We start from the raw sequence: 18,733 nt of genomic DNA on the forward strand, positions 1-18,733 counted from the left end.
CCGGGGCGGCTTTTTTTGTGCGCCGACGGCGGATGACCGGCGGTCTGATCCTTGCCGGCGGCGATGGACTATTGGGCGCGCCGGGCCGATGGTGAGGCCTATGGCTGATGGAGAGACCTGTGTTCGGTCGGGTTGATATCGTTGAAGTGAGCCGGGACGAAGCTCACCCTTTTCTCATGAGTTACGGCACGCCGATCACCTATGACGGCGGCAATTATGACACGATTTTTCGGCACACTTTCGTGGATGTGGGCGGGTCCAACCTGCTGACGAAGCCGCTCAGCCCGAACGGCGCCCCGGTGCCGCTGTTTCACGCGATGCCCGATGGCGGCCGGCTGACCCTGACCGAGGTCGAGGGCCAGACGCTGCTCCTCTACCGCGCGCACGCCGAGGGCACGAGCGTTGAGCAGCACGCCTTTGCGATCGGCTCGCACGACGACGCGACGCTCCTCGGCGTCAGCCGCACGCAGGGCTGGACGGAGGGGGCGGACGAGGCCGGAACCGCAGCGTTCGGCACCGCGCGTTACCTCGTCACGCTGGCCGCGGAGACGGGGAACGGGGGGCCGCTGCGCCTCGTCTCCAGCGCGCTCGACGCGGACGGCTCGCTCGACCGCGTGGATCACGTGCGGGCGCCGGACGGCGCTTCGGAAGTCGCCGTGGTCCAGCAGGGCGATCGCGCGCTCGTCTTCTCTGGTGGGTCGTCCTATGCGGTGCTCGGCCGCGACGGATCCTTCGGCGCGAACGTCCCCGTGACGGCGGCCGGGTTCGCGGATCTGGCGCAGATCCAGGTGGTGCGCACGGGCGGTCTGGACCTCCTCTATACGGCCGCCGCGGACGGGACGCTGGGCGGCTACGTCGTGCGGGCGAACGGCGTCGTCGCCCCGGTCGCCCTCGGCGTCGCGGAAGGTGGTGTCGTCGACATCGCCGCGGCCGAGGTACGGGGCCGCACCGTGCTGATGACGCTGGCGGACACCGGCTCGGCGGAGGAAGCGCGCCTGACGCTCTACGAGGTGGCGGAGGACGGTTCGCTCGGCCAGCGCGGGATGGCGACCCTCCCGCTCGAGATCGACAGGTACAGCGAAGGCGGGCTCATCCTGGCGGTGGCGGGGCCGACGGTGATCGCATCGCTGACCGGCGCGGTCGACGCGATGCCCCAATGGGGCACGCAGGGCGAGACCGAGCAAATCATCACCCTGCGTCTCGATGGCCTGATCGCCGAAAGGCCGGCGACGAATCAGGACGATCGGCTCACCGGCACGGACGGGGCGGATTTCCTCGAAGGGCTCGCGGGCGACGATACGCTGAGCGGCGGTGATGGCGATGATCGTCTGCTCGGCCGCGGCGGGCTGGACCGCATCATCGGCGGGGACGGTGACGACGCGATGTTCGGCGGGCGCGGCATGGACACGCTCATCGGCGGCGACGGCGACGATCTGCTGCTCGGCGGTGACGCGGCGGACCAGCTCGCGGGCGGCAACGGGGACGATGCACTGTTCGGCGAGGCGGGCTACGACATGCTCGCCGGCGGCAACGGTGACGACACGCTGGACGGCGGCGGGGGCCACGATGTGCTGGACGGCGGCGGCGACCACGACAGCCTTCTCGGCGGCGATGGGATCGACACGCTGATGGGTCAGACGGGCGACGACACGCTGAACGGCGGCGCTGGGGCGGACCGGCTGGACGGAGGGCCGGGCGCCGACATCCTCACCGGCGGGGCGGGGGCCGACGTGTTCTCCTTCGCCCAGCGCGACGCGGTGGACACCATCACCGACTTCCAGGTCGGGCGCGACGTGATCGACGTGTCGGGCGCGGCCTTCTTCGGCGATCCGTCGAGCGACCGCTATTTCTTCATCGAAGCGTCGGGCGCGGACGACACCCTGGTGACCGCGAAGGGCATCGAGATCCTGCTGCTGGATGTCGCGCCGGACGAGGTGAACATCGCCGACTTCCAGTTCGACCCGCTGCCGGTGCCGTTCGGTTGAGCCGGGGCGGCCGGGCGCAAGGCCCGGCCGGTTCGGTCAGATGGTGATGGCGATCTTGCCGAAGTGCGCGCCGGCCTTCTGGTGCAGGAAGGCGGCCTTCAGGTCGGCGAGGTCGAAGGTGTCGCCGATCACGGGGCGGATGCCGGTGGCGTCGAGCGCGCGGACGAAATCCTGCTGGTGCTCGCGCGCTCCGACGATGAGGCCCTGCAGGCGCTGCTGGCGCCGCATGAGGTTGCCGGTGGGAATATCGCCGCTGCGCCCGGTGAGAACGCCGATGAGCGCGATGTGGCCGCCCACCTTACCGCCGATAATCGACTGGGCGAGGGTGCCCGGCCCGCCGACCTCGATGACATGGTCGGCGCCGCGCCCGTCCGTCGCGTCCAGCACGGCCTCGCCCCACTCGGGCGTCTCGCGGTAGTTGATGACGTGGTCGGCGCCGAGGCTCTTGGCGCGCTCCAGCTTCTCGTCCGACGAGGAGGTGACGATCACGCGCGCGCCCATCGCCTTGGCGATCTGCAGCGCGTAGATGGACACGCCGCCGGTGCCGAGCGCCAACACCGTCTCGCCCGCCTTCAACGGTCCGTCGACGGTGAGGGCGCGCCAGGCGGTCAGACCTGCGGTGGTGATGGTCGCCGATTCGGCCGCGCTCCAGCCCTTGGGGGCGTGGGTGAACCAGGTGGCGGGCATGGTCACCGTCTCGCGGGCATAGCCGTCCACGCCGTCGCCGGGCACGGTGGCGAAGCTGGACGGGAGCGCATCGCCCGACAGCCACAGCGGGAAGAAGCCGGAGACGACCGAATCGCCCGCCGCAAATTCGGTGACGCCCTCGCCGACAGCGTCGACCGTGCCGGCCCCGTCCGCGAGCGGGATGCGGCCGGGGGCGGTGGCGCCCTCGGTCATGGCGACGCGCAGGTCATGATAATTCAGCGAGCTGGCGGCGATGCGGACGCGAATCTCGCCAGGGCCGGGGGCCGCCGCGTCGGGCGCCTCGCCGAGCGTCAGGTTGGAAAGGCCGCCGGACCCGGCGATGGTGACTTGGCGCATGGAGGTCTCCGAAGTTCATCTATGGTTGCTATGGCACATAGATGATGGTCCGCCAATGCGACAGGCGCGACCTTCAGCGGCGGCGGCCCCGGCGCGGGTCGTCCAGCGACAGGCCGGTGATGACGGCATCGTCGCCGAAGCGGGCGCGCAGGGCGTCCATCGCGCGTTCGGCCTTGCCGAGGCGAGTGCGGGCGGGATCGAACAGAAGCTCGGCGTCCGCGGCGGCGAGAGGGCCGAGGCCGGAAATGCCGATGCCGATGAGCCGATAGCGCCGCCCCTCCGGCTCGGCCATCAGCAGCGCCTTGCCGACGGCGAAGATTCGGTGGGCCATGGCGGTCGGCCCGTCGAGGCTTTCCGATCGGGTGATGGAGCGAAAGTCCGGCGTCTTCAGCTTCAGCGTGATGGTGCGTCCGGCCATGTCGGCGGCCTTGGCGCGGGTGGACACCTTCTCGCTGAGGTGGCGCAGCACGGCGAGGAGCGTCTGCCGGTCGCTGATGTCGGTGTCGAAGGTGGTTTCGGCCGACACGCTCTTGCGCTCGCTGGACGGGTCGACGGGGCGGTTGTCCTCCCCGTGGGCGAGGCGCTTCAGGCGCTGTCCGGTTTCGCCGAAGCGGCGCATCAGGTCGGCGAGGTCGGTGCGCTGTGCGTCGCGCACCAGGGTAACGCCGCCTTCGGCGAGGCGACGGGCTGCGGCGGGGCCGATGCCGGGGAGGCGCGTCACCGGCTCGTCCGCCAGGCGCGCCACGGCATCGCTGCGGCCGATGACGGTGAAGCCGCGCGGCTTGTCGCAGTCGGACGCATATTTGGCGAGGAACTTGTTGGGGGCGAGGCCGACGGAGACGGTGATGCCGACCTCGTCCTCCACCTTCTTGGCGAAGCGCGCCATGACGACGGCCGGCGGCGCCCCGTGCAGGCGCTGGGTGCCGGAGAGGTCCAGGAAGGCCTCGTCGATCGACAGCGGCTGCACCAGCGGCGTGAGCGCCTTCATGCGCTCGCGCACCTCGCGCCCGACGGCGACGTACTTCTCGAAGTTCGGGCGCACGACCACGGCGTCCGGGCAGGCCTGCAGCGCCTTGAACATCGGCATGGCCGAGCGCACCCCGTGGATGCGGGCGAGGTAGCAGCAGGTGGAGACGACGCCGCGCCGTCCTCCGCCGACGATGACCGGAACGTCGCGCAAGGACGGGTCGTCACGCTTCTCCACCGCGGCGAAGAAGGCGTCGCAATCGACATGGGCGATGGTGAGGCGGGTCAGCTCGGCGTGGGAGACGAGGCGCGGCGAGCGGCAGTGCGGGCAGCGGGCGCGGGCCGAAGCGGCCACAAGGTCGGCGGAAAGAAGGGCCGAACAGTCACGGCAGAGCGCGGCCGCGGGTGTCGCGGCGGCCACGGTCAGGCCCAGTCGTCGTGCGGGCGGGGGGGCCATCCGTCGTCGACCGCGGACGGGCCGTCCTCCACCGGCGGAGCGGAACGGCGGCGCTCCAGCGCTTGGCGGGCGCGCACGATGGCGTCCGGCGTCGTCTCCTGCGCCGCGGCAACCGCGAGCAGCACCTTCTCGTCGGCGAGGACGAAGTCGAGGACCCCGGCGAGGAAGGAGGGGGAGGCGGCCGCATCGCGCAGCGTCGTAGGGTCCAGACCTGTGAGCGCGAAGAATCGGCTCATCGTCTTGGGCTCGGTGGCGAAGTAGGATAGCGCGGCGATGGCGATGGTCCCCGCGTCCGGCTCGTCCTGACCACGGCGCTGACGCACGGTGGGGCCACGCGGGATGCGACTTGACGGCACGCTCATCGCCCCACACACAACACGCCAAGGCGCCGCGGGTGTGGCGCTGGACCGAATGGAGTTGGCATGGCCCACAGGGTGCTTATCGTGGAAGACAACGAGCTCAACATGAAGCTCTTCCACGATCTTCTCGAGGCGAGCGGGATGGAAATCCTGGAAACGCGCAACGGGATCGATGCCTTGAAGGTGGCCAAGAGGGAGCGGCCTGATCTCATCGTCATGGACATCCAGTTGCCCGAGATGTCCGGATTGGAAGTGACGGAGCGGATCAAGTCGGATCCCGATTTGAAGCCGATCCCCGTCATCGCCGTCACGGCCTTCGCGATGAAGGGCGACGAGGAGAGGATCCGCGCCGCCGGTTGCGAGGCTTATCTGTCGAAGCCGATCTCGATCGATCGGTTCATTTCGACAATAAAGTCGTTCTTGCCGAAGTAATTACTTGATTTTCGCTTCGCGGAATTCGACGTGCTTCTTCGCGATCGGGTCGTACTTCGTCTTGTTCATCTTGTCGGTCATGGTCCGGGTGTTCTTCTTCGTGACGTAGAAGTAGCCGGTGTCGGCGGTGGACACGAGTTTGATCTTGATGGTGTTGGCCTTCGCCATGGGAGCCTCCAGCGCCGCCCGGCGGCGCTTACGATTGAACCGGAATAAACCTTGCCAATGGGGGTGCGGCGCCGCCCTGTCAAGCGTTACCTGACGCGGCGGTCAGGCGCCCACGCCATCCTTCATCACCCTCAGAGAACCGAGAACGACATAGATGGCGAAGATCGCCGCGATCGCAATGGCAAAACCATGCGGCGGGAAAAGGTCGAGCCCGGCCCCCAGCGAGATGGGGCCGACCAGCATGCCGAAGGCGTACATCATCACGAAGGCGGCGTTGGCCGAGGCAAGATCGGCGCCCTTGTAGCGCGCGCCGAGCTGGGTGAGGCCAATGGTGTAGAGCCCGGTGACGATGCCGCCGGTGATGAACAGCACCCCGAGGAGGACCAGGAAATGGTCCGACACGAAGGGGATGATGAGCGCGCCGCCGACACCGACCGCGGCCGAGACGATCAGCATGATCCGCTTGTTCACACGGTCGGCGAGGTAGCCGATGGGGACCTGCGACAGGATGTTGCCGAGCGCCACGGCGCTGACGAGGATCACCGAATGGTTGGCCGCAAGGCCGATCGCCGTGCCGTAGAGCGGCAGGATGGCCGTGCCGCCCGATTCGACAGCGCCGAACACCAGCGCCGCGAAGAGGGCGAGCGGGGCCAGCGCCACATAGTGGAAGAGGTTCTTCTGCCCGCCCGAGGGGAGCAGCGGCTCACGGCCAGATACGAACAGCACGGGCACCGCTGCGGCCAAGATGGCGAGGGAGCCGATGAGGAAGGGCTGTACCCCCTCAGTGCCGACGAGAGCCAGGATCAGCGGCCCGATGGCGATGCCGATGGACAGGAAGGCGGTGTAGACGCCGACGATGAAGCCGCGCCGCCCCGGCGGTGCGAGACAGCCGATCCAGAACTCCGTCAGCGCGAAGATCAGTGTGACCGAGGCGGCGAACACGAACCGCATCGGGAACCAGAAGGCGAACGGGTGGACGACGTAGAACCCCATCAACGTCACCGCCATGGTGACGAAGGAGAGGACGATGATGCGCGCCGTTCCGAAGCGGTGGGCGAGGCGGGTGACGAACGGCAGGATGGCGATGGCCGCGATGCCCGCTGTCGCGGTGTTGATGCCGACGAAAATGGGCTCGATCCCGCGCCGTTCCAGCACGATGGAGAGCAGCGGAAGGCTGAGCGACAGAGCCGCACCGACGCCGGTGATCCCGCTAATCACGGCGGCGAGCGCCCAATAATCGGTCGGCCGGCCGCAAGGTGGCACGGAATGAGGGGGGGTGTTGGACACGGGACGTCCGTAGCCGGCAGCAAGCTGATCCGCAGCGACCGGGTGGGACATCGAGGCCACTGTCTGGCGAGACGTCTGGTCCATGGCTCCGACGAAGATACGCGCGACGCGATGTGTGTGACTGATAATGCCGCCGAATACCAGACGGCATCGACCTTTGGATCAGGCCAGGTGCAAGCCTGACCCGACGACTGTGACGTGCGTGCGACTCGCATCGCCGCGCGCCAGGATGCCGCAGAAGGGAAAAGGCGGAGGTGAGAAGAGGTGGCTAGAGGACGACCATCGTCCGCTCGCCGCGCACCATGCGGAAGAAGGGGACAGGACCGCCCGGCGGCAGTTCCGGCGTCTCTTTCAACCGCTTGGCGAGAGCGTCGATCACCGTGTGAGTGATACCGGGAAGCTCAAGCTTGCGCGCGTCGTCCAGCGTAACCCAGGCGATCTCTTCCAGTTCGGCATCGTCGCCGACGCGGCTGGGATCGATCTCGGCAATCGCGTCGTGCGGCACGGCGAAGAAGCGCGTGTCGAACCGGCGCGGGCGGCCGGGCGGGGTGATGGCGCGGAAGACGAAGCGCAGGCGAGAGAAGTCGAGGCCGACGCCGCGATCGCGGAAGGCCTGCCAGGCGGGGCCGTCCGGCAGCGTCTCGGCGCCTTGGCGGCCGACCAGCACGCCGGTCTCCTCGTAGACTTCGCGGATCGCGGCAGCGCCGAGCGCACGGGCGCGCGCTTCGCCATGCTTGGCGCGGGTCTGCAGCGTCAGCTTGGTCAGCGTGGCATCATCGTAGGGCGCGTCGAGGCGGACGCGCGAATCGGTCGGATCCACGCGGCCGCCCGGAAAGACGTAGCGGCCGGGCATGAACACGTGCTTCATCGAGCGGCGACCCATGAGAACGGACGGGCCCTTGGGGTCGATCAGGATCAGGGTGGCCGCATCGCGGATCGTCACCTTGCGGTGGCCGGCATGGCCTTGCTCCGCGTCACGCTTCAACCGCTCGGCGGCCGTCAACTCGCTCATACGTCTGAGGTCTCGCTCATCGATCGCCGCAGGTGCTCATACGTCGCCCCCGGCATAGGTCGGATCGAACCCGTGCATCAGGTTCGCCCATTGCAGCCCCACCAGGGCGCCCTTCACCGGCCGCATCAGACAGAGCGACATGACGACGGTGAGCGGCAGGAAGATCGCGGCATGAAGCCACAGCGGCGGGGTCATGGCTATCTCGTAGACGAGCATCACCGCGACGACAACGTGTCCGACGATCATCATCGTGATGTAGGGCGGGGCATCGTCCGCCCGGTGGTGGTGGAGCGCCTCGCCGCAGGCGCTGCACGTGTCGGCGACGGTGAGGAAGCCGGCGAAGAGGGAGCCCTTGCCGCATGCGGGACAGCGGCACAGAAGACCGCGGCCCATGGCGCGCCACAACGCCCGCTTGGGGAGCGGCTCGTCCTCCGGCGACAGGAAGCGGCTCACCGACGGGTTGGCGGACGGTGCGGCGGGGGCCTGGTCGATCATGAATCGCCTCCGGAATGGCGCGGGTTGAAGCCGTGCATGCGCTTGGCCCATTGCAGCGCGACCATCATCCCCTTGGTCGGCCGCAGCAGGGCGAGCGACATCACCACCGTCAGCGGCAGGCCGATCACCGCGTGCACCCACAAAGGCGGCGCATAGGCGATCTCCATCCAGAACATCACGCCGATGACGGCGATGCTGACGATCGACATGACGATGTAGGGCGGCGCGTCGTCCGCCCGGTGGTGATAGAGCGCCTCGCCGCAATGGGGGCAGTTGTCGTTGACCGCGAGGAACCCGTCGAACAGCGGACCGACGCCGCAATTGGGGCAGCGCCCCATCATGCCGCGCATCATCGCGGCCATGGGATCGCGGTCGCTGAGGAGGCTGCTCCCCGCGGACGATTTGGGGACTGTCATCGGCGGCGTCCTTTCGCTGGGCCTCGCGTCGGCCTCTTGTCGCGCCCGCGGCCCATCGACGTCGGTCGGCGTCCGCGGCGCGGCAGTTTGGCCGTCGGCGTGTGGTCGACGATGTCGAACCGCAGCGCACCGGAGAAGGGCGCCGCCTCCATCAGCCGCACGGTGACGTCGTCGCCGAGCCGGTAGGCGGTGCCGGTCGCCTCGCCGATGAGCGCCTGGGCGTCCTCGTCGTAGATCATGAACTCGTTGGCGAGCAAGGAGATGGGGATGAAACCGTCCGCGCCCGAATCATACAAACGGATGAACAGCCCCGCCTTGGTGACGCCGGCGATCCGCCCCTCGAAGGTGGCGCCCACCTTGTCGACAAGCCAGCCGGCGATCAGCCGGTCGATGGTCTCGCGCTCGGCCAGCATCGAGCGGCGCTCGGTGGCGGAGATGTCGGCGCCGATCTGCGACAGCTCGGCCATCTCGTCGTCGGTCAGCCCGTCCTTGCCGAGCCCCTCGCTGCGGATCAGCGCGCGGTGGACGATGAGGTCGGCATAGCGGCGGATCGGCGAGGTGAAGTGCGCATAGCGGCGCAGCGACAGGCCGAAGTGGCCGATATTGTCCGGCGCATATTCCGCCTGAGCCTGGCTGCGCAGGATCACCTCGTTGACGAGCTGGGCGTTCTGCGTGTCCGCCACCTTGGCGAGGATGCCGTTGAAGTCGCCCGGCCGCACGCCCGCGCTTTGCGCCAGTTTCAGGTCCAGCGTCGCGAGGAACTCCTTCAGGCCGTCCAGCTTTTCCAGGCTCGGCTGGTCGTGGATGCGGTAGAGGAGGGGGAGGCGCTGCGCCTCGCACGTCTCCGCCGCGGCCACGTTGGACTGGATCATGAACTCTTCGATGAGCTTGTGCGCGTCGAGCCGTTCCGGGACGATGACGCGGTCCACCTGACCATCGGGGGTCAGGAGGATCTTGCGCTCCGGCAGGTCGAGCTCCAGCGGCTCACGCGCCTCACGCCCCTTGGAGAGGCAGCGATAGGCGGCCCACAGATTGTCGATCAGCGGTTTGACGTCGCTGTTCAGCACACCATCGGCGATCTTCTGCGCGTCCTGATAGGCGAGGCGGCGTTCCGAGCGCATCAGCACGCGGTGGAAGGTGTGGCGCTGCTTGCGCCCGTCGCGGGCGAAGATCATGCGCACCGCCATCGCCGGGCGAACCTCGCCCTCGCGCAGGGAGCAAAGGTTGTTGGAGATGCGCTCCGGCAGCATCGGCACGACACGGTCGGGGAAATAGGTGGAGTTGCCTCTGAGCCGCGCCTCCTGGTCCATGTAGGATCCGGTGGTGACGTAATAGGCGACGTCGGCGATCGCCACGGTGACGATGTGGCCGCCCTCGTTGTGCGGGTCCGGCTCGGCGAACACCGCGTCGTCGTGGTCCTTGGCGTCTGCGGGGTCGATGGTGAGGAAGGGGATGTCGCGCCAGTCCTCGCGGCCGGCCAGGGTCGCGGGCTCGGCGGCCTCGGCCTCGGCGAGAACGCGCTCGGGGAACTGGTTGGGGATGCCGTGGGCGTAGATCGCCAGCATCGACACCGCCTGCTCGGACCCGGCCGGGCCGATCACCTCGACGATCCGCGCCCCGCGCCCGCGGTCCACCTCGATGCGCACCAGCGTGTCGTCGGGGATGTGCTTCGCCGCGTCAGGGCTGACGAAATAGGTGTCGCGGTCCTTCTTGGACGTGGGCGAGAGCTGAGGCTTGCCGCCGATGCGCTCCAGCACCGCGAGCTGCGAGGCCGGGCGCCGCTCGATCACCTTGATGACCTTGCCGGAGGGGCGGCCCTCGTCGTCGTAGTGGATGCGGGCGAGAAGGCGGTCACCCATGCCCGGCGCCGGCTTGGTGTTGGCGAGGATGACCTTGGGGCGCGGCTCGTCGAAGTCCCAGCTCGTCGGCTCGGCGTAGAGGTCGCCGTCCTTGGTGCGGCCGGTGACGGCGAGGAGGGCGACGCGCGGCAGCTCGCCGGGGCGCGACAGGCGCTTGCCGGACTTGGCGAGCAGCCCTTCGTCAGCCATGTCGGCCAGCAGCGATTTCAGCTCGATCCGCTCGGCGCCTTTGACGTTGAAGGCTTTGGCGATCTCGCGCTTGCCCACGCGGCCGGGACTGTCGGCGACGAAACGGAGGATCTCTTCGCGCGTGGGAACGGGTTTGTTTGACATACGGCCGTATGTGGAGGCGCAGGGCGCCCCCGTCGAGCGGAAAGGTTGTCCACCCACGGTGCGGTGAGCGGAATGCGAGGACTCGCACCTTTCTTATGCGCGTTCGGCGCCCGCACTTCCAGTCCGCCGCATGGTGCCCGGCCCGGCTTGTGCGCGGCGGCGTCTTCGACCGACCTGCGGGACCTTCAGCGGACGCTCGGGACCGGAAGTTCGCCGTGCATCTCGCGCCGGGTGGGTTGCTGCGGCGCGCGGTGCAGCGCTGCCTCTTCGCGCGCCACCTCCAGGAGATAGGCGAGGAAACCGAGACCGCTCTGCTCGGCCAGCGAGACGAGCTCGGCGGACATCTGCTCGATATAATCGGCCACTTCACGGGGGGATTGGCCGAGTTGGCTGGCCGGAACGACCTTGGTACCGGCGGCCATCGTTTCGCTCAGGCTTGGCATGGAACTCTCCTTGCACGTCGGACCTGTGGGACGGCATGAGGAGCTTGCATCGCGTGGCTTTCTTCAACCTTGCGGGGCAAACAATCAAAATTTTAAATTGCAAAAGCCGCTGTCGGAAAGAGTCCTTTTCGGCGGATCGTGCGTTGTCCCCCTTTGCGTTGAAGGCCAACCGCCTCTATGTGCGGGACGGCTCAAGGGGGGGCCAGGAATGAACGTCGTCGTCGTCGAGTCTCCGGCCAAAGCGAAAACCATCAACAAATACCTGGGGTCCGACTACCATGTCGTGGCCTCCTACGGGCACGTGCGCGATCTGCCGCCCAAGGACGGATCGGTCGATCCCGACCAGGACTTCGCGATGCTCTGGCAGGTCGATGCCAAAGCCGCCAAACGCCTCAACGATCTCGCCAAGGCGGTGAAGGATGCCGACCGGCTGATCCTCGCCACCGACCCGGATCGCGAGGGTGAGGCGATCTCCTGGCACGTGCTTCAGGTGCTGAAGGAAAAGAAGGCGATCAAGTCGCAGCCGGTGCAGCGCGTGGTGTTCAACGCCATCACCAAGCAGGCCGTCCTGGACGCGATGGCCGCACCGCGCGACATCGAGGACCACCTGGTCGACGCCTACCGGGCCCGCCGCGCGCTCGACTATCTCGTCGGCTTCAACCTGTCGCCGGTGCTGTGGCGCAAGCTGCCGGGCTCGCGCTCGGCGGGCCGCGTGCAGTCCGTGGCGCTGCGCCTGGTGTGCGACCGTGAAGCAGAGATCGAGCGCTTCACCGCGCAGGAATATTGGTCCGTCATCGCCACGTTGACGACGCCCGCCGGCGACCAGTTCGAGGCCCGTGTCGCGGTGCTGGACGGCAAAAGGCTCGACCGGCTCGGCATCAAGACCGAGGCGGACGCGAAGGCGATCGTCGACCACCTGAAGGCGGCCGCCTTCAAGGCGATCAGCGTCGAGGCAAAGCCCCAGAAGCGCAATCCGTCGCCGCCCTTCACCACGTCGACGCTGCAGCAGGAAGCCTCGCGCAAGCTCGGCTTTTCGTCGGCACGCACGATGCAGACGGCGCAGAAGCTCTACGAGGGCATCGAGCTGGACGGCGAGACGACCGGCCTCATCACCTATATGCGGACCGACGGCGTGCAGATGGCGCCGGAGGGGATCGCCGCCATCCGCCGCCTGATCGGCAAGGACTATAACGACGTCTACCTGCCCGAGAAGCCGCGCTACTACGCCACCAAGGCGAAGAACGCGCAGGAGGCGCACGAGGCGATCCGCCCGACCGACCCGTTCCGCCGCCCGGCGCAGATGAAGCGCTATCTCGGCGAGGACGAGTTCCGGCTCTACGATCTCATCTGGAAGCGGGCGATGGCCAGCCAGATGGAATCAGCCGAGTTCGAGCGCACCACCGTCGACATCGACGCGGCGGCCGGGGGCAAGTCCATCGGCCTGCGCGCCACCGGCTCGGTGATGCTCTTCGACGGGTTCCTCTCGGTCTACATGGAAGGCCGCGACGACGATCCGGAGGACGACGATGACGGCCGTCTGCCGAAGATTGCCCAGGGCGACGCCTTGAAGCGCGAGGCGGTGAAGCCCGCCCAGCACTTCACCGAGCCGCCGCCGCGCTACACCGAGGCGACGCTGATCAAGAAGATGGAGGAACTCGGCATCGGCCGTCCCTCCACCTACACGGCGACGCTCTCGACCCTGCGCGACCGCGAATATGTCGAGCTGGACAAGAAGCGCCTGGTGCCGGGGTCCAAGGGCCGGATCGTCACCGCGTTCCTGGAAAGCTTCTTCGAGCGTTACGTGGAGTACGGCTTCACGGCGGATCTCGAAGAGAAGCTGGACGCGATTTCCGACGGCAAAGCGGACTGGCGTCAGGTCCTGCGCGATTTCTGGCAGGATTTCTCGCGCCAGATCGGCGAGGTGATGGAGGTGCGCACGGCGGCCGTCCTCGACGCGCTGAACGAGGATCTCGCCCCGCTCATCTACCCGCCGCGGCCGGACGGGTCGGACCCGCGCGTCTGCCCGGTGTGCCACCAGGGCAACCTGTCGCTGAAGACGAGCCGCTACGGCGCCTTCATCGGCTGCTCCAACTACCCGGAGTGCAACTATACGCGCGAGTTCGGCGACGATCCGAACGCCGATCCGAAGCCCACGGGGCCGCAGGTTCTGGGCGTCCATCCGGACACGGGCGCGGAGATCTCGCTGAAGACCGGGCGCTTCGGCCCCTACATCGAGCTCGCCGCGGAGGAGGGGGAGAAGCCGCCCCGCTCGTCGCTGCCGAAGGGGTGGAAGCCGGAGGAGATCACGCTCGACAAGGCGGTGGCGCTCCTGTCGCTGCCGCGCGAGGTGGGACAGCATCCCGAGACGCAGGAGACGATCCAGGCCGGTCTCGGCCGCTACGGGCCGTACCTCCTCTACGGGGGCAAATATTCCAAGCTCGACTCGATCGACGACGTGTTCGAGATCGGCCTGAACCGTGCGGTGGCGTTGATCGCCGAGCGCAAGGACGGCGGCCGCGGCCGCACGCCCGCCGCGCTGAAGACGCTGGGTGAGCATCCGTCCGGCGGTGAGGTGACGGTGCGCGAGGGCCGCTACGGACCTTACGTGAACCACGGCAAGGTGAACGCGACGCTGCCGAAGGGCACCGACCCGCAGGCGGTCACCCTGGAAGAGGCGCTGAAGCTGATCGAGGAACGCGCCGGTAAGGCCAAGGGCGGCAAGACCACCAAGGCGGCGGCGAAGAAACCCGCGACGGCGAAGGCGGGGGCGAAGAAGGCCGCCACCAAGAAGCCCGCCGCGACGAAGGCGAAGGCCGCGAAGGCGGACGACGGCGCATTGGTGGACAGCGACGACGACGCCGCCCCCGCCAAGGCCAAGAAGCCCGCCGCGAAGAAACCCGCGGCCGCCAAGAAGCCGGCTGCCACGAAGAAGCCGGCCGCCACCAAGGCCAAGCCCAAGGCCGACAGCGGCGACGACACGCCGCCCTGGGAAGAGTGACCGGGGACCGCGGCCGCGTCATGCCGCCGCGGTGCCGCCCCTCCCGCATGGGCACGGCGGCCCCCAGCCTGTTGTCCGGAGCCAGCCGTCGCTGAAGCCCGATCGGAGGCGGTCGGCGCTGGTCTGCAAGGGTTCAAGCGACGCGGCCCTTGCGGACCGGCGCCGACTGCCTCAGGGCTTCATTCAGCGACGTCTGGCTCCGGCCGACAGGCGGCCCGCCCTGTTGTTCGGTGAAGTCCAGAGCGCCTTCGCGGATCTACTGGCCGCGCGCTCGCAGTGGGTGCCATGGCACGATAGAGCCGGACCGTCTAAGAGGGGATCGTCATGATCAATCCACGCTTCCCCCACATCAGCGTCCGCCCGGTGGCGGGCATGGCCCTCGCCGCGGCGGTGCTGGCCACGTTGGCATGCACGCCGCCCGCCGCGGCCCAGGACGTGCCGCAGTCCCGCGCTGAAATCTCGCTCTCCTTCGCCCCGGTGGTGAAGGCGGCGGCGCCCGCGGTCGTCAACGTCTACTCGCTGCAACGGACGGTCGACCCGTTCTATTCCGACGATCCGATCATGCGCCGCTTCTTCGGTGGCGGCGCACCGCGTCAGCGCGGTGGCTCGGCGCTCGGATCAGGCGTCATCGTCGACCCGTCCGGGCTCATGGTCACCAACGCCCACGTGGTGAAGAACGCGACCGAGATCCGCATCGGCTTCAACGACCGGCGCGAGGCGCCCGCGCGGCTCCTCCTGAAGGACGAGCGGACCGACCTCGCCGTGCTGCAGATCGAGGGAGACGGACCCTTCCCCTCGCTCGGTTTCGCCCCGTCCGAGGCGCTGGAGACGGGCGACCTGGTGCTCGCCATCGGCAACCCCTTCGGAGTCGGCCAGACGGTGACGCAGGGCATTGTCTCCGCCAAGGCGCGCACCAATGTGGGGGTGGCGGACCACCGCTTCTTCATCCAGACGGACGCGGCCATCAATCCCGGCAATTCGGGCGGCGCGCTGATCGACATGGCGGGGCGGCTCGTCGGCATCAATACGGCGATCTATTCGCGCTCCGGCGGGTCCAACGGCATCGGCTTCGCGATCCCCGCGGAAACGGTCGAGCTCGTCGTGGCGGCGGCGAAGGGTGACGGTGTGGTGCGCCGCCCCTGGCTCGGCGCCAAGCTCGACAATGTGACCCGCGACCTCTCCCGCCAGCTCGGCCTCGACCGTCCCGCCGGGGCTGTGGTCGTGGAGCTGGTGGACGACGGGCCGGCGCGGCGGGCGGGCATCCGCGTGGCCGACGTCATCACCGCGGTGGACGGCGCGCCGGTGAGCGATGTGGACAGCTTCGGGTTCGTCTACGCCACGCGCGGCATTGAGGGTGAGGCGAAGATCACCGTCCAGCGGGCCGGTGAGGCGCGCACGGTCACCGTGGCGCTGGAGGCCCCGCCCGAGACGACGCCGCGCGATACCCGCGTCATCACCGGCCGCTCGCCCTTCGGCGGGGCCACGGTGAGCAACCTCTCGCCCGCCGTGGCGGACGAGATCAACGTGGACTTCGCCGCCGAGGGCGTCGTCATCGCCGACGTGGAGCCGGGCAGCTTCGCCGCCCGCGTCAACCTTCGGCGCGGCGACATCGTGCGGCGGGTCAACGGGCGCGCGATCGGCTCCACGGAGGAGCTCGAGGCGGCCACGAGCCGGCGCGCGCGCTATTGGAACCTCGACATCGAGCGGGACGGGCGCCTCTTCAGCGTGACATTGAACGGGTAGGGCCGGCCCGGCCCGCCATAACCTCGGATCGGACCCCAGTGAGCGACCTCTTCGCTGCCTCAGGACTTGAGCGTTCGGCCCCACGCCCGCTGGCGGACGAGCTGCGGCCGCAGACGCTCGGCGACATCGTCGGCCAGCCCCACCTCCTCGGCGAGGACGGGCGGCTGACGCGCATGCTGAAGGGCGAGCGCATCGGCTCGCTGATCCTGTGGGGGCCGCCGGGCACGGGCAAGACCACCCTGGCGCGGCTTCTCGCCCATCATGTGCGGCTGGAGTTCGTGCAGATCTCGGCGATCTTCTCCGGCGTGGCGGACCTGAAGAAGGTGTTCGAGACTGCGCGTGGCGCCCGCAGCGTCGGCCGCGGCACGTTGCTCTTCGTGGACGAGATCCACCGCTTCAACCGCGCCCAACAGGACGCCTTCCTGCCGGTGGTGGAGGACGGGACCATCACGCTCGTCGGCGCCACGACGGAGAACCCGTCCTTCGAGCTGAACTCGGCGCTCCTGTCGCGCGCCCAGGTCCTGGTGTTCAAGCCGCTGACGGAGGATGCGCTGGCCGCGCTCCTCACCCGCGCGGAGGGCGTGCGCGGGCCGCTGCCCGTCACCGCCGACGCGCGCGCCAGCCTCATCCGAATGGCGGATGGGGACGGGCGGGCGATCCTGACCCTGGCCGAAGAGGTCTACCGTGTCGCTGCGGCTGGTGAGACTTTGGATGCCGAGGCGGTGCAGGCCATCCTGCAGCGCCGCGCGCCGGCCTACGACAAGGACCGGGACGGCCATTACAACCTCATCTCGGCGCTGCACAAATCGGTGCGCGGGTCCGACCCGGACGCGGCGCTCTACTACCTGATGCGCATGCTGGAGGGCGGCGAGGATCCGATGTACCTCGCCCGCCGACTGACGCGGATGGCGGCGGAGGACATCGGCCTCGCCGACCCTCACGCGCTGACCTTGGCGATATCCGCGCGCGACACCTACGACTTCCTGGGAACACCGGAGGGCGAGCTGGCGCTGGCGGAACTCACCGTCTACCTGGCGCTCGCGCCGAAATCGAACGCGCTCTACAAGGCGTTCAAGGCGGCGCGGCGCTTCGTGAAGGAGACGCCCTCGCTGAACCCGCCGAAGACGATCATGAACGCCCCCACCAAGCTGATGCGCGAAGAGGGCTACGGCGACGGCTACGAGTACGACCACGACGTTCCGGGCGGCATCTCCGGCCAAAACTATTTCCCCGACGGTCTGCCGCCGCAACGCTTCTACGAGCCGACTGACCGCGGCCGCGAGGCGGCTTTGAAGAAGGCGCTCGAGGCGGCTGACGCGGTGCGCGCGCGGCGCCGCGGGGAGGGGTGAGTGACCCCGATGTCGCCGACGCAGCGCTGCGCTCCGGCGCCTCGGGCGCCGCGCCGAACTGATTTGGGATTGGAGCTGTTGCAACTCTGATCGGCGCCGCGGCGGTTGCCATCGGCGGTCTTGCGGGCCTAAGCCTGTCTGCGGCACTGAGACAGGATCAACGCGATGCGTACCTTGCTGGAGTTCCTCGCCGTTTGGGCCGCCGTCTATGCGGCGACCTTCGGCACCTATCTCGCCTTCGGCGCGCTCTTCAATTGGTACGCCTTCCGCCACCCGGAACGGCGCATCCAGAAGAACCGCGACGGGTTGAAGCGGCGCGGCAAGGAGATCCGTCAGTCCGCGTGGTCGCTGCTGGGCACCTGCTTCTGCCTCGCGGGCGGGCTTTACGCGCAGTATCGTGGGTGGACACTGTTCGCCCCGCTCGACCTCTCGTGGTGGTCGGTGCCGTTGATGGCGATCATCTCCATCTTCGCCTTCGACACATGGTTTTATTGGGGCCACCGGCTGATGCATTGGGGCCCGCTCTACAAGCATCACCAGTATCATCACCGCTCGGTCGCGCCGACCGTGTGGTCCAACTACTCCGACACCATGCTCGACGCGGTGGCGATGCAGTCCTACTACCTCATCGCGCCGTTGATCCTGCCGATCCCGCCGATCGTCCTGATCGGTCAGCGGGTCTATGACCACTTCAACGGGATGATCGGCCACTCGGGCTTCGAATTCGCGGCGTCCAAATGGACGCGGGTGCCGTCGCCGATGGTGTGCACCCTGTTCCACGACCTGCACCACTCGAAGTTCAACTACAACTACGCGAACTTCTTCTCGTTCTGGGACCGCGTGTGCGGCACGCTGCACAAGGGCTATGACGAGGGGGTGGAGCGTTGGGAGGCGCTGCCGGACGGGGGCGTTCCCTACCGCACGCCGCGACAGGCGCCGGCGGCCACCTCGGCCGCGACCGCGGACGCGCCGCCCGCCGTCGCCGCCGAATGAACCCGGTCACCGCCAGCCTCTGCGTGGCGCTCGGCGGGGCGATCGGCGCGCTCGGGCGCTTCTGGGCCAATATCGTCATCTCCGGACTCGCCGGCGCGGCGCTGCCTTATGCCACCTTCGCGGTGAACGTGCTCGGCTCGTTCCTCATCGGTGTCCTCGCCACGCTGCTCGCCGGGCGCATGGCGCTGACGGCGCTGGTGGTCACCGGCATGCTCGGCGGCTTCACCACCTTCTCCACCTTCTCCATCGAAACGGTGCGGCTGATCGAGGCGGGGCGCTGGGCGGTCGGCCTCGGCTATGCCCTCCTCAGCGTCGCCTCGTGCGTGGTGGCGGCGGCGGGGGGAATCGCCGCCGTGCGCGCCGCCGTCTGACGCCGCCCGCTCGGCGGCAGCGA

At 68.7% G+C, this 18,733-nt stretch carries 17 protein-coding genes; 7 read left to right on the plus strand and 10 right to left on the minus strand.

The window, feature by feature from the left end:
• Positions 1 to 176 precede the first annotated feature (176 nt).
• Entirely contained in the window at positions 177 to 1,985 is a 1,809-nt protein-coding gene (locus BIX52_RS23460) for a calcium-binding protein (RefSeq protein WP_139312748.1), read from the plus strand.
• A 36-nt stretch (positions 1,986 to 2,021) separates the two neighbouring features.
• On the opposite strand, the gene BIX52_RS09920 is transcribed toward BIX52_RS23460, so the two are convergent.
• The 3 genes from BIX52_RS09920 to BIX52_RS09930 form a co-directional block, all read right to left on the minus strand.
• Positions 2,022 to 3,029, minus strand: a complete 1,008-nt coding sequence (locus BIX52_RS09920; protein ID WP_075220913.1) for a zinc-dependent alcohol dehydrogenase family protein — start codon at positions 3,027 to 3,029, stop codon at positions 2,022 to 2,024.
• Between the two features lie 73 nt (positions 3,030 to 3,102).
• Entirely contained in the window at positions 3,103 to 4,452 is a 1,350-nt protein-coding gene (locus BIX52_RS09925) for a DNA polymerase IV (protein ID WP_075220914.1), read from the minus strand.
• On the minus strand, positions 4,419 to 4,775 hold the full coding sequence (locus tag BIX52_RS09930) for a DUF3572 domain-containing protein (protein ID WP_075220915.1): 357 nt from the start codon (positions 4,773 to 4,775) through the stop codon (positions 4,419 to 4,421). The genes BIX52_RS09925 and BIX52_RS09930 overlap by 34 nt, the downstream gene beginning before the upstream one ends.
• Positions 4,776 to 4,874: 99 nt before the next feature.
• Here BIX52_RS09930 and BIX52_RS09935 point away from each other — a divergent pair, with 99 nt between their 5' ends.
• The gene (locus BIX52_RS09935) at positions 4,875 to 5,243 is read left to right on the plus strand and encodes a response regulator (protein ID WP_075220916.1); all 369 of its coding nucleotides are present in this window, start codon (positions 4,875 to 4,877) and stop codon (positions 5,241 to 5,243) included.
• Here the strand turns inward: BIX52_RS09935 and rpmG are convergent, their stop codons facing one another.
• The 7 genes from rpmG to BIX52_RS09970 form a co-directional block, all read right to left on the minus strand.
• Positions 5,244 to 5,411 carry a 50S ribosomal protein L33 gene (gene rpmG / locus BIX52_RS09940; protein WP_075220917.1) on the minus strand — a complete coding sequence of 56 codons (168 nt, stop codon included), beginning with the start codon at positions 5,409 to 5,411 and terminating at the stop codon, positions 5,244 to 5,246.
• Between the two features lie 102 nt (positions 5,412 to 5,513).
• Complete coding sequence (locus BIX52_RS09945) at positions 5,514 to 6,698, minus strand: MFS transporter (RefSeq protein WP_205647792.1); 1,185 nt, start codon at positions 6,696 to 6,698, stop codon at positions 5,514 to 5,516.
• A gap of 268 nt (positions 6,699 to 6,966) precedes the next feature.
• A complete protein-coding gene (locus BIX52_RS09950; RefSeq protein ID WP_075220919.1) occupies positions 6,967 to 7,710 on the minus strand; it encodes an NUDIX hydrolase in 744 nt (247 codons plus the stop codon).
• A 36-nt stretch (positions 7,711 to 7,746) separates the two neighbouring features.
• On the minus strand, positions 7,747 to 8,205 hold the full coding sequence (locus tag BIX52_RS09955; RefSeq protein ID WP_208990400.1) for a DUF983 domain-containing protein: 459 nt from the start codon (positions 8,203 to 8,205) through the stop codon (positions 7,747 to 7,749).
• Positions 8,202 to 8,621 carry a DUF983 domain-containing protein gene (locus BIX52_RS09960; protein WP_075220920.1) on the minus strand — a complete coding sequence of 140 codons (420 nt, stop codon included), beginning with the start codon at positions 8,619 to 8,621 and terminating at the stop codon, positions 8,202 to 8,204. Before BIX52_RS09960 ends, BIX52_RS09955 begins: the two co-directional genes overlap by 4 nt.
• Positions 8,618 to 10,813, minus strand: a complete 2,196-nt coding sequence (gene rnr, locus BIX52_RS09965) for a ribonuclease R (protein WP_075220921.1) — start codon at positions 10,811 to 10,813, stop codon at positions 8,618 to 8,620. Before rnr ends, BIX52_RS09960 begins: the two co-directional genes overlap by 4 nt.
• Before the next feature lie 185 nt (positions 10,814 to 10,998).
• A complete protein-coding gene (locus BIX52_RS09970) occupies positions 10,999 to 11,256 on the minus strand; it encodes a hypothetical protein (RefSeq protein WP_075220922.1) in 258 nt (85 codons plus the stop codon).
• Between the two features lie 208 nt (positions 11,257 to 11,464).
• On the opposite strand from BIX52_RS09970, the gene topA reads away from it, so the two are divergent.
• The 5 genes from topA to crcB all read left to right on the plus strand — a co-directional run bounded on the left by topA (position 11,465) and on the right by crcB (position 18,710).
• On the plus strand, positions 11,465 to 14,254 hold the full coding sequence (topA, locus tag BIX52_RS09975; RefSeq protein ID WP_075220923.1) for a type I DNA topoisomerase: 2,790 nt from the start codon (positions 11,465 to 11,467) through the stop codon (positions 14,252 to 14,254).
• Positions 14,255 to 14,578: 324 nt separating this feature from the next.
• On the plus strand, positions 14,579 to 15,997 hold the full coding sequence (locus BIX52_RS09980) for a Do family serine endopeptidase (RefSeq protein ID WP_075220924.1): 1,419 nt from the start codon (positions 14,579 to 14,581) through the stop codon (positions 15,995 to 15,997).
• 38 nt (positions 15,998 to 16,035) lie between these two features.
• Entirely contained in the window at positions 16,036 to 17,346 is a 1,311-nt protein-coding gene (locus BIX52_RS09985; RefSeq protein WP_075220925.1) for a replication-associated recombination protein A, read from the plus strand.
• Positions 17,347 to 17,511: 165 nt separating this feature from the next.
• A complete protein-coding gene (locus BIX52_RS09990) occupies positions 17,512 to 18,339 on the plus strand; it encodes a sterol desaturase family protein (protein ID WP_075220926.1) in 828 nt (275 codons plus the stop codon).
• Positions 18,336 to 18,710: a fluoride efflux transporter CrcB gene (crcB, locus tag BIX52_RS09995; RefSeq protein ID WP_075220927.1), complete on the plus strand. Its 375-nt coding sequence runs from the start codon at positions 18,336 to 18,338 to the stop codon at positions 18,708 to 18,710. Before BIX52_RS09990 ends, crcB begins: the two co-directional genes overlap by 4 nt.
• Positions 18,711 to 18,733 lie beyond the last annotated feature (23 nt).

The organism is Acuticoccus yangtzensis, from assembly GCF_001927245.1.
GTDB classification, from domain to species: Bacteria; Pseudomonadota; Alphaproteobacteria; order Rhizobiales; family Amorphaceae; genus Acuticoccus; species Acuticoccus yangtzensis.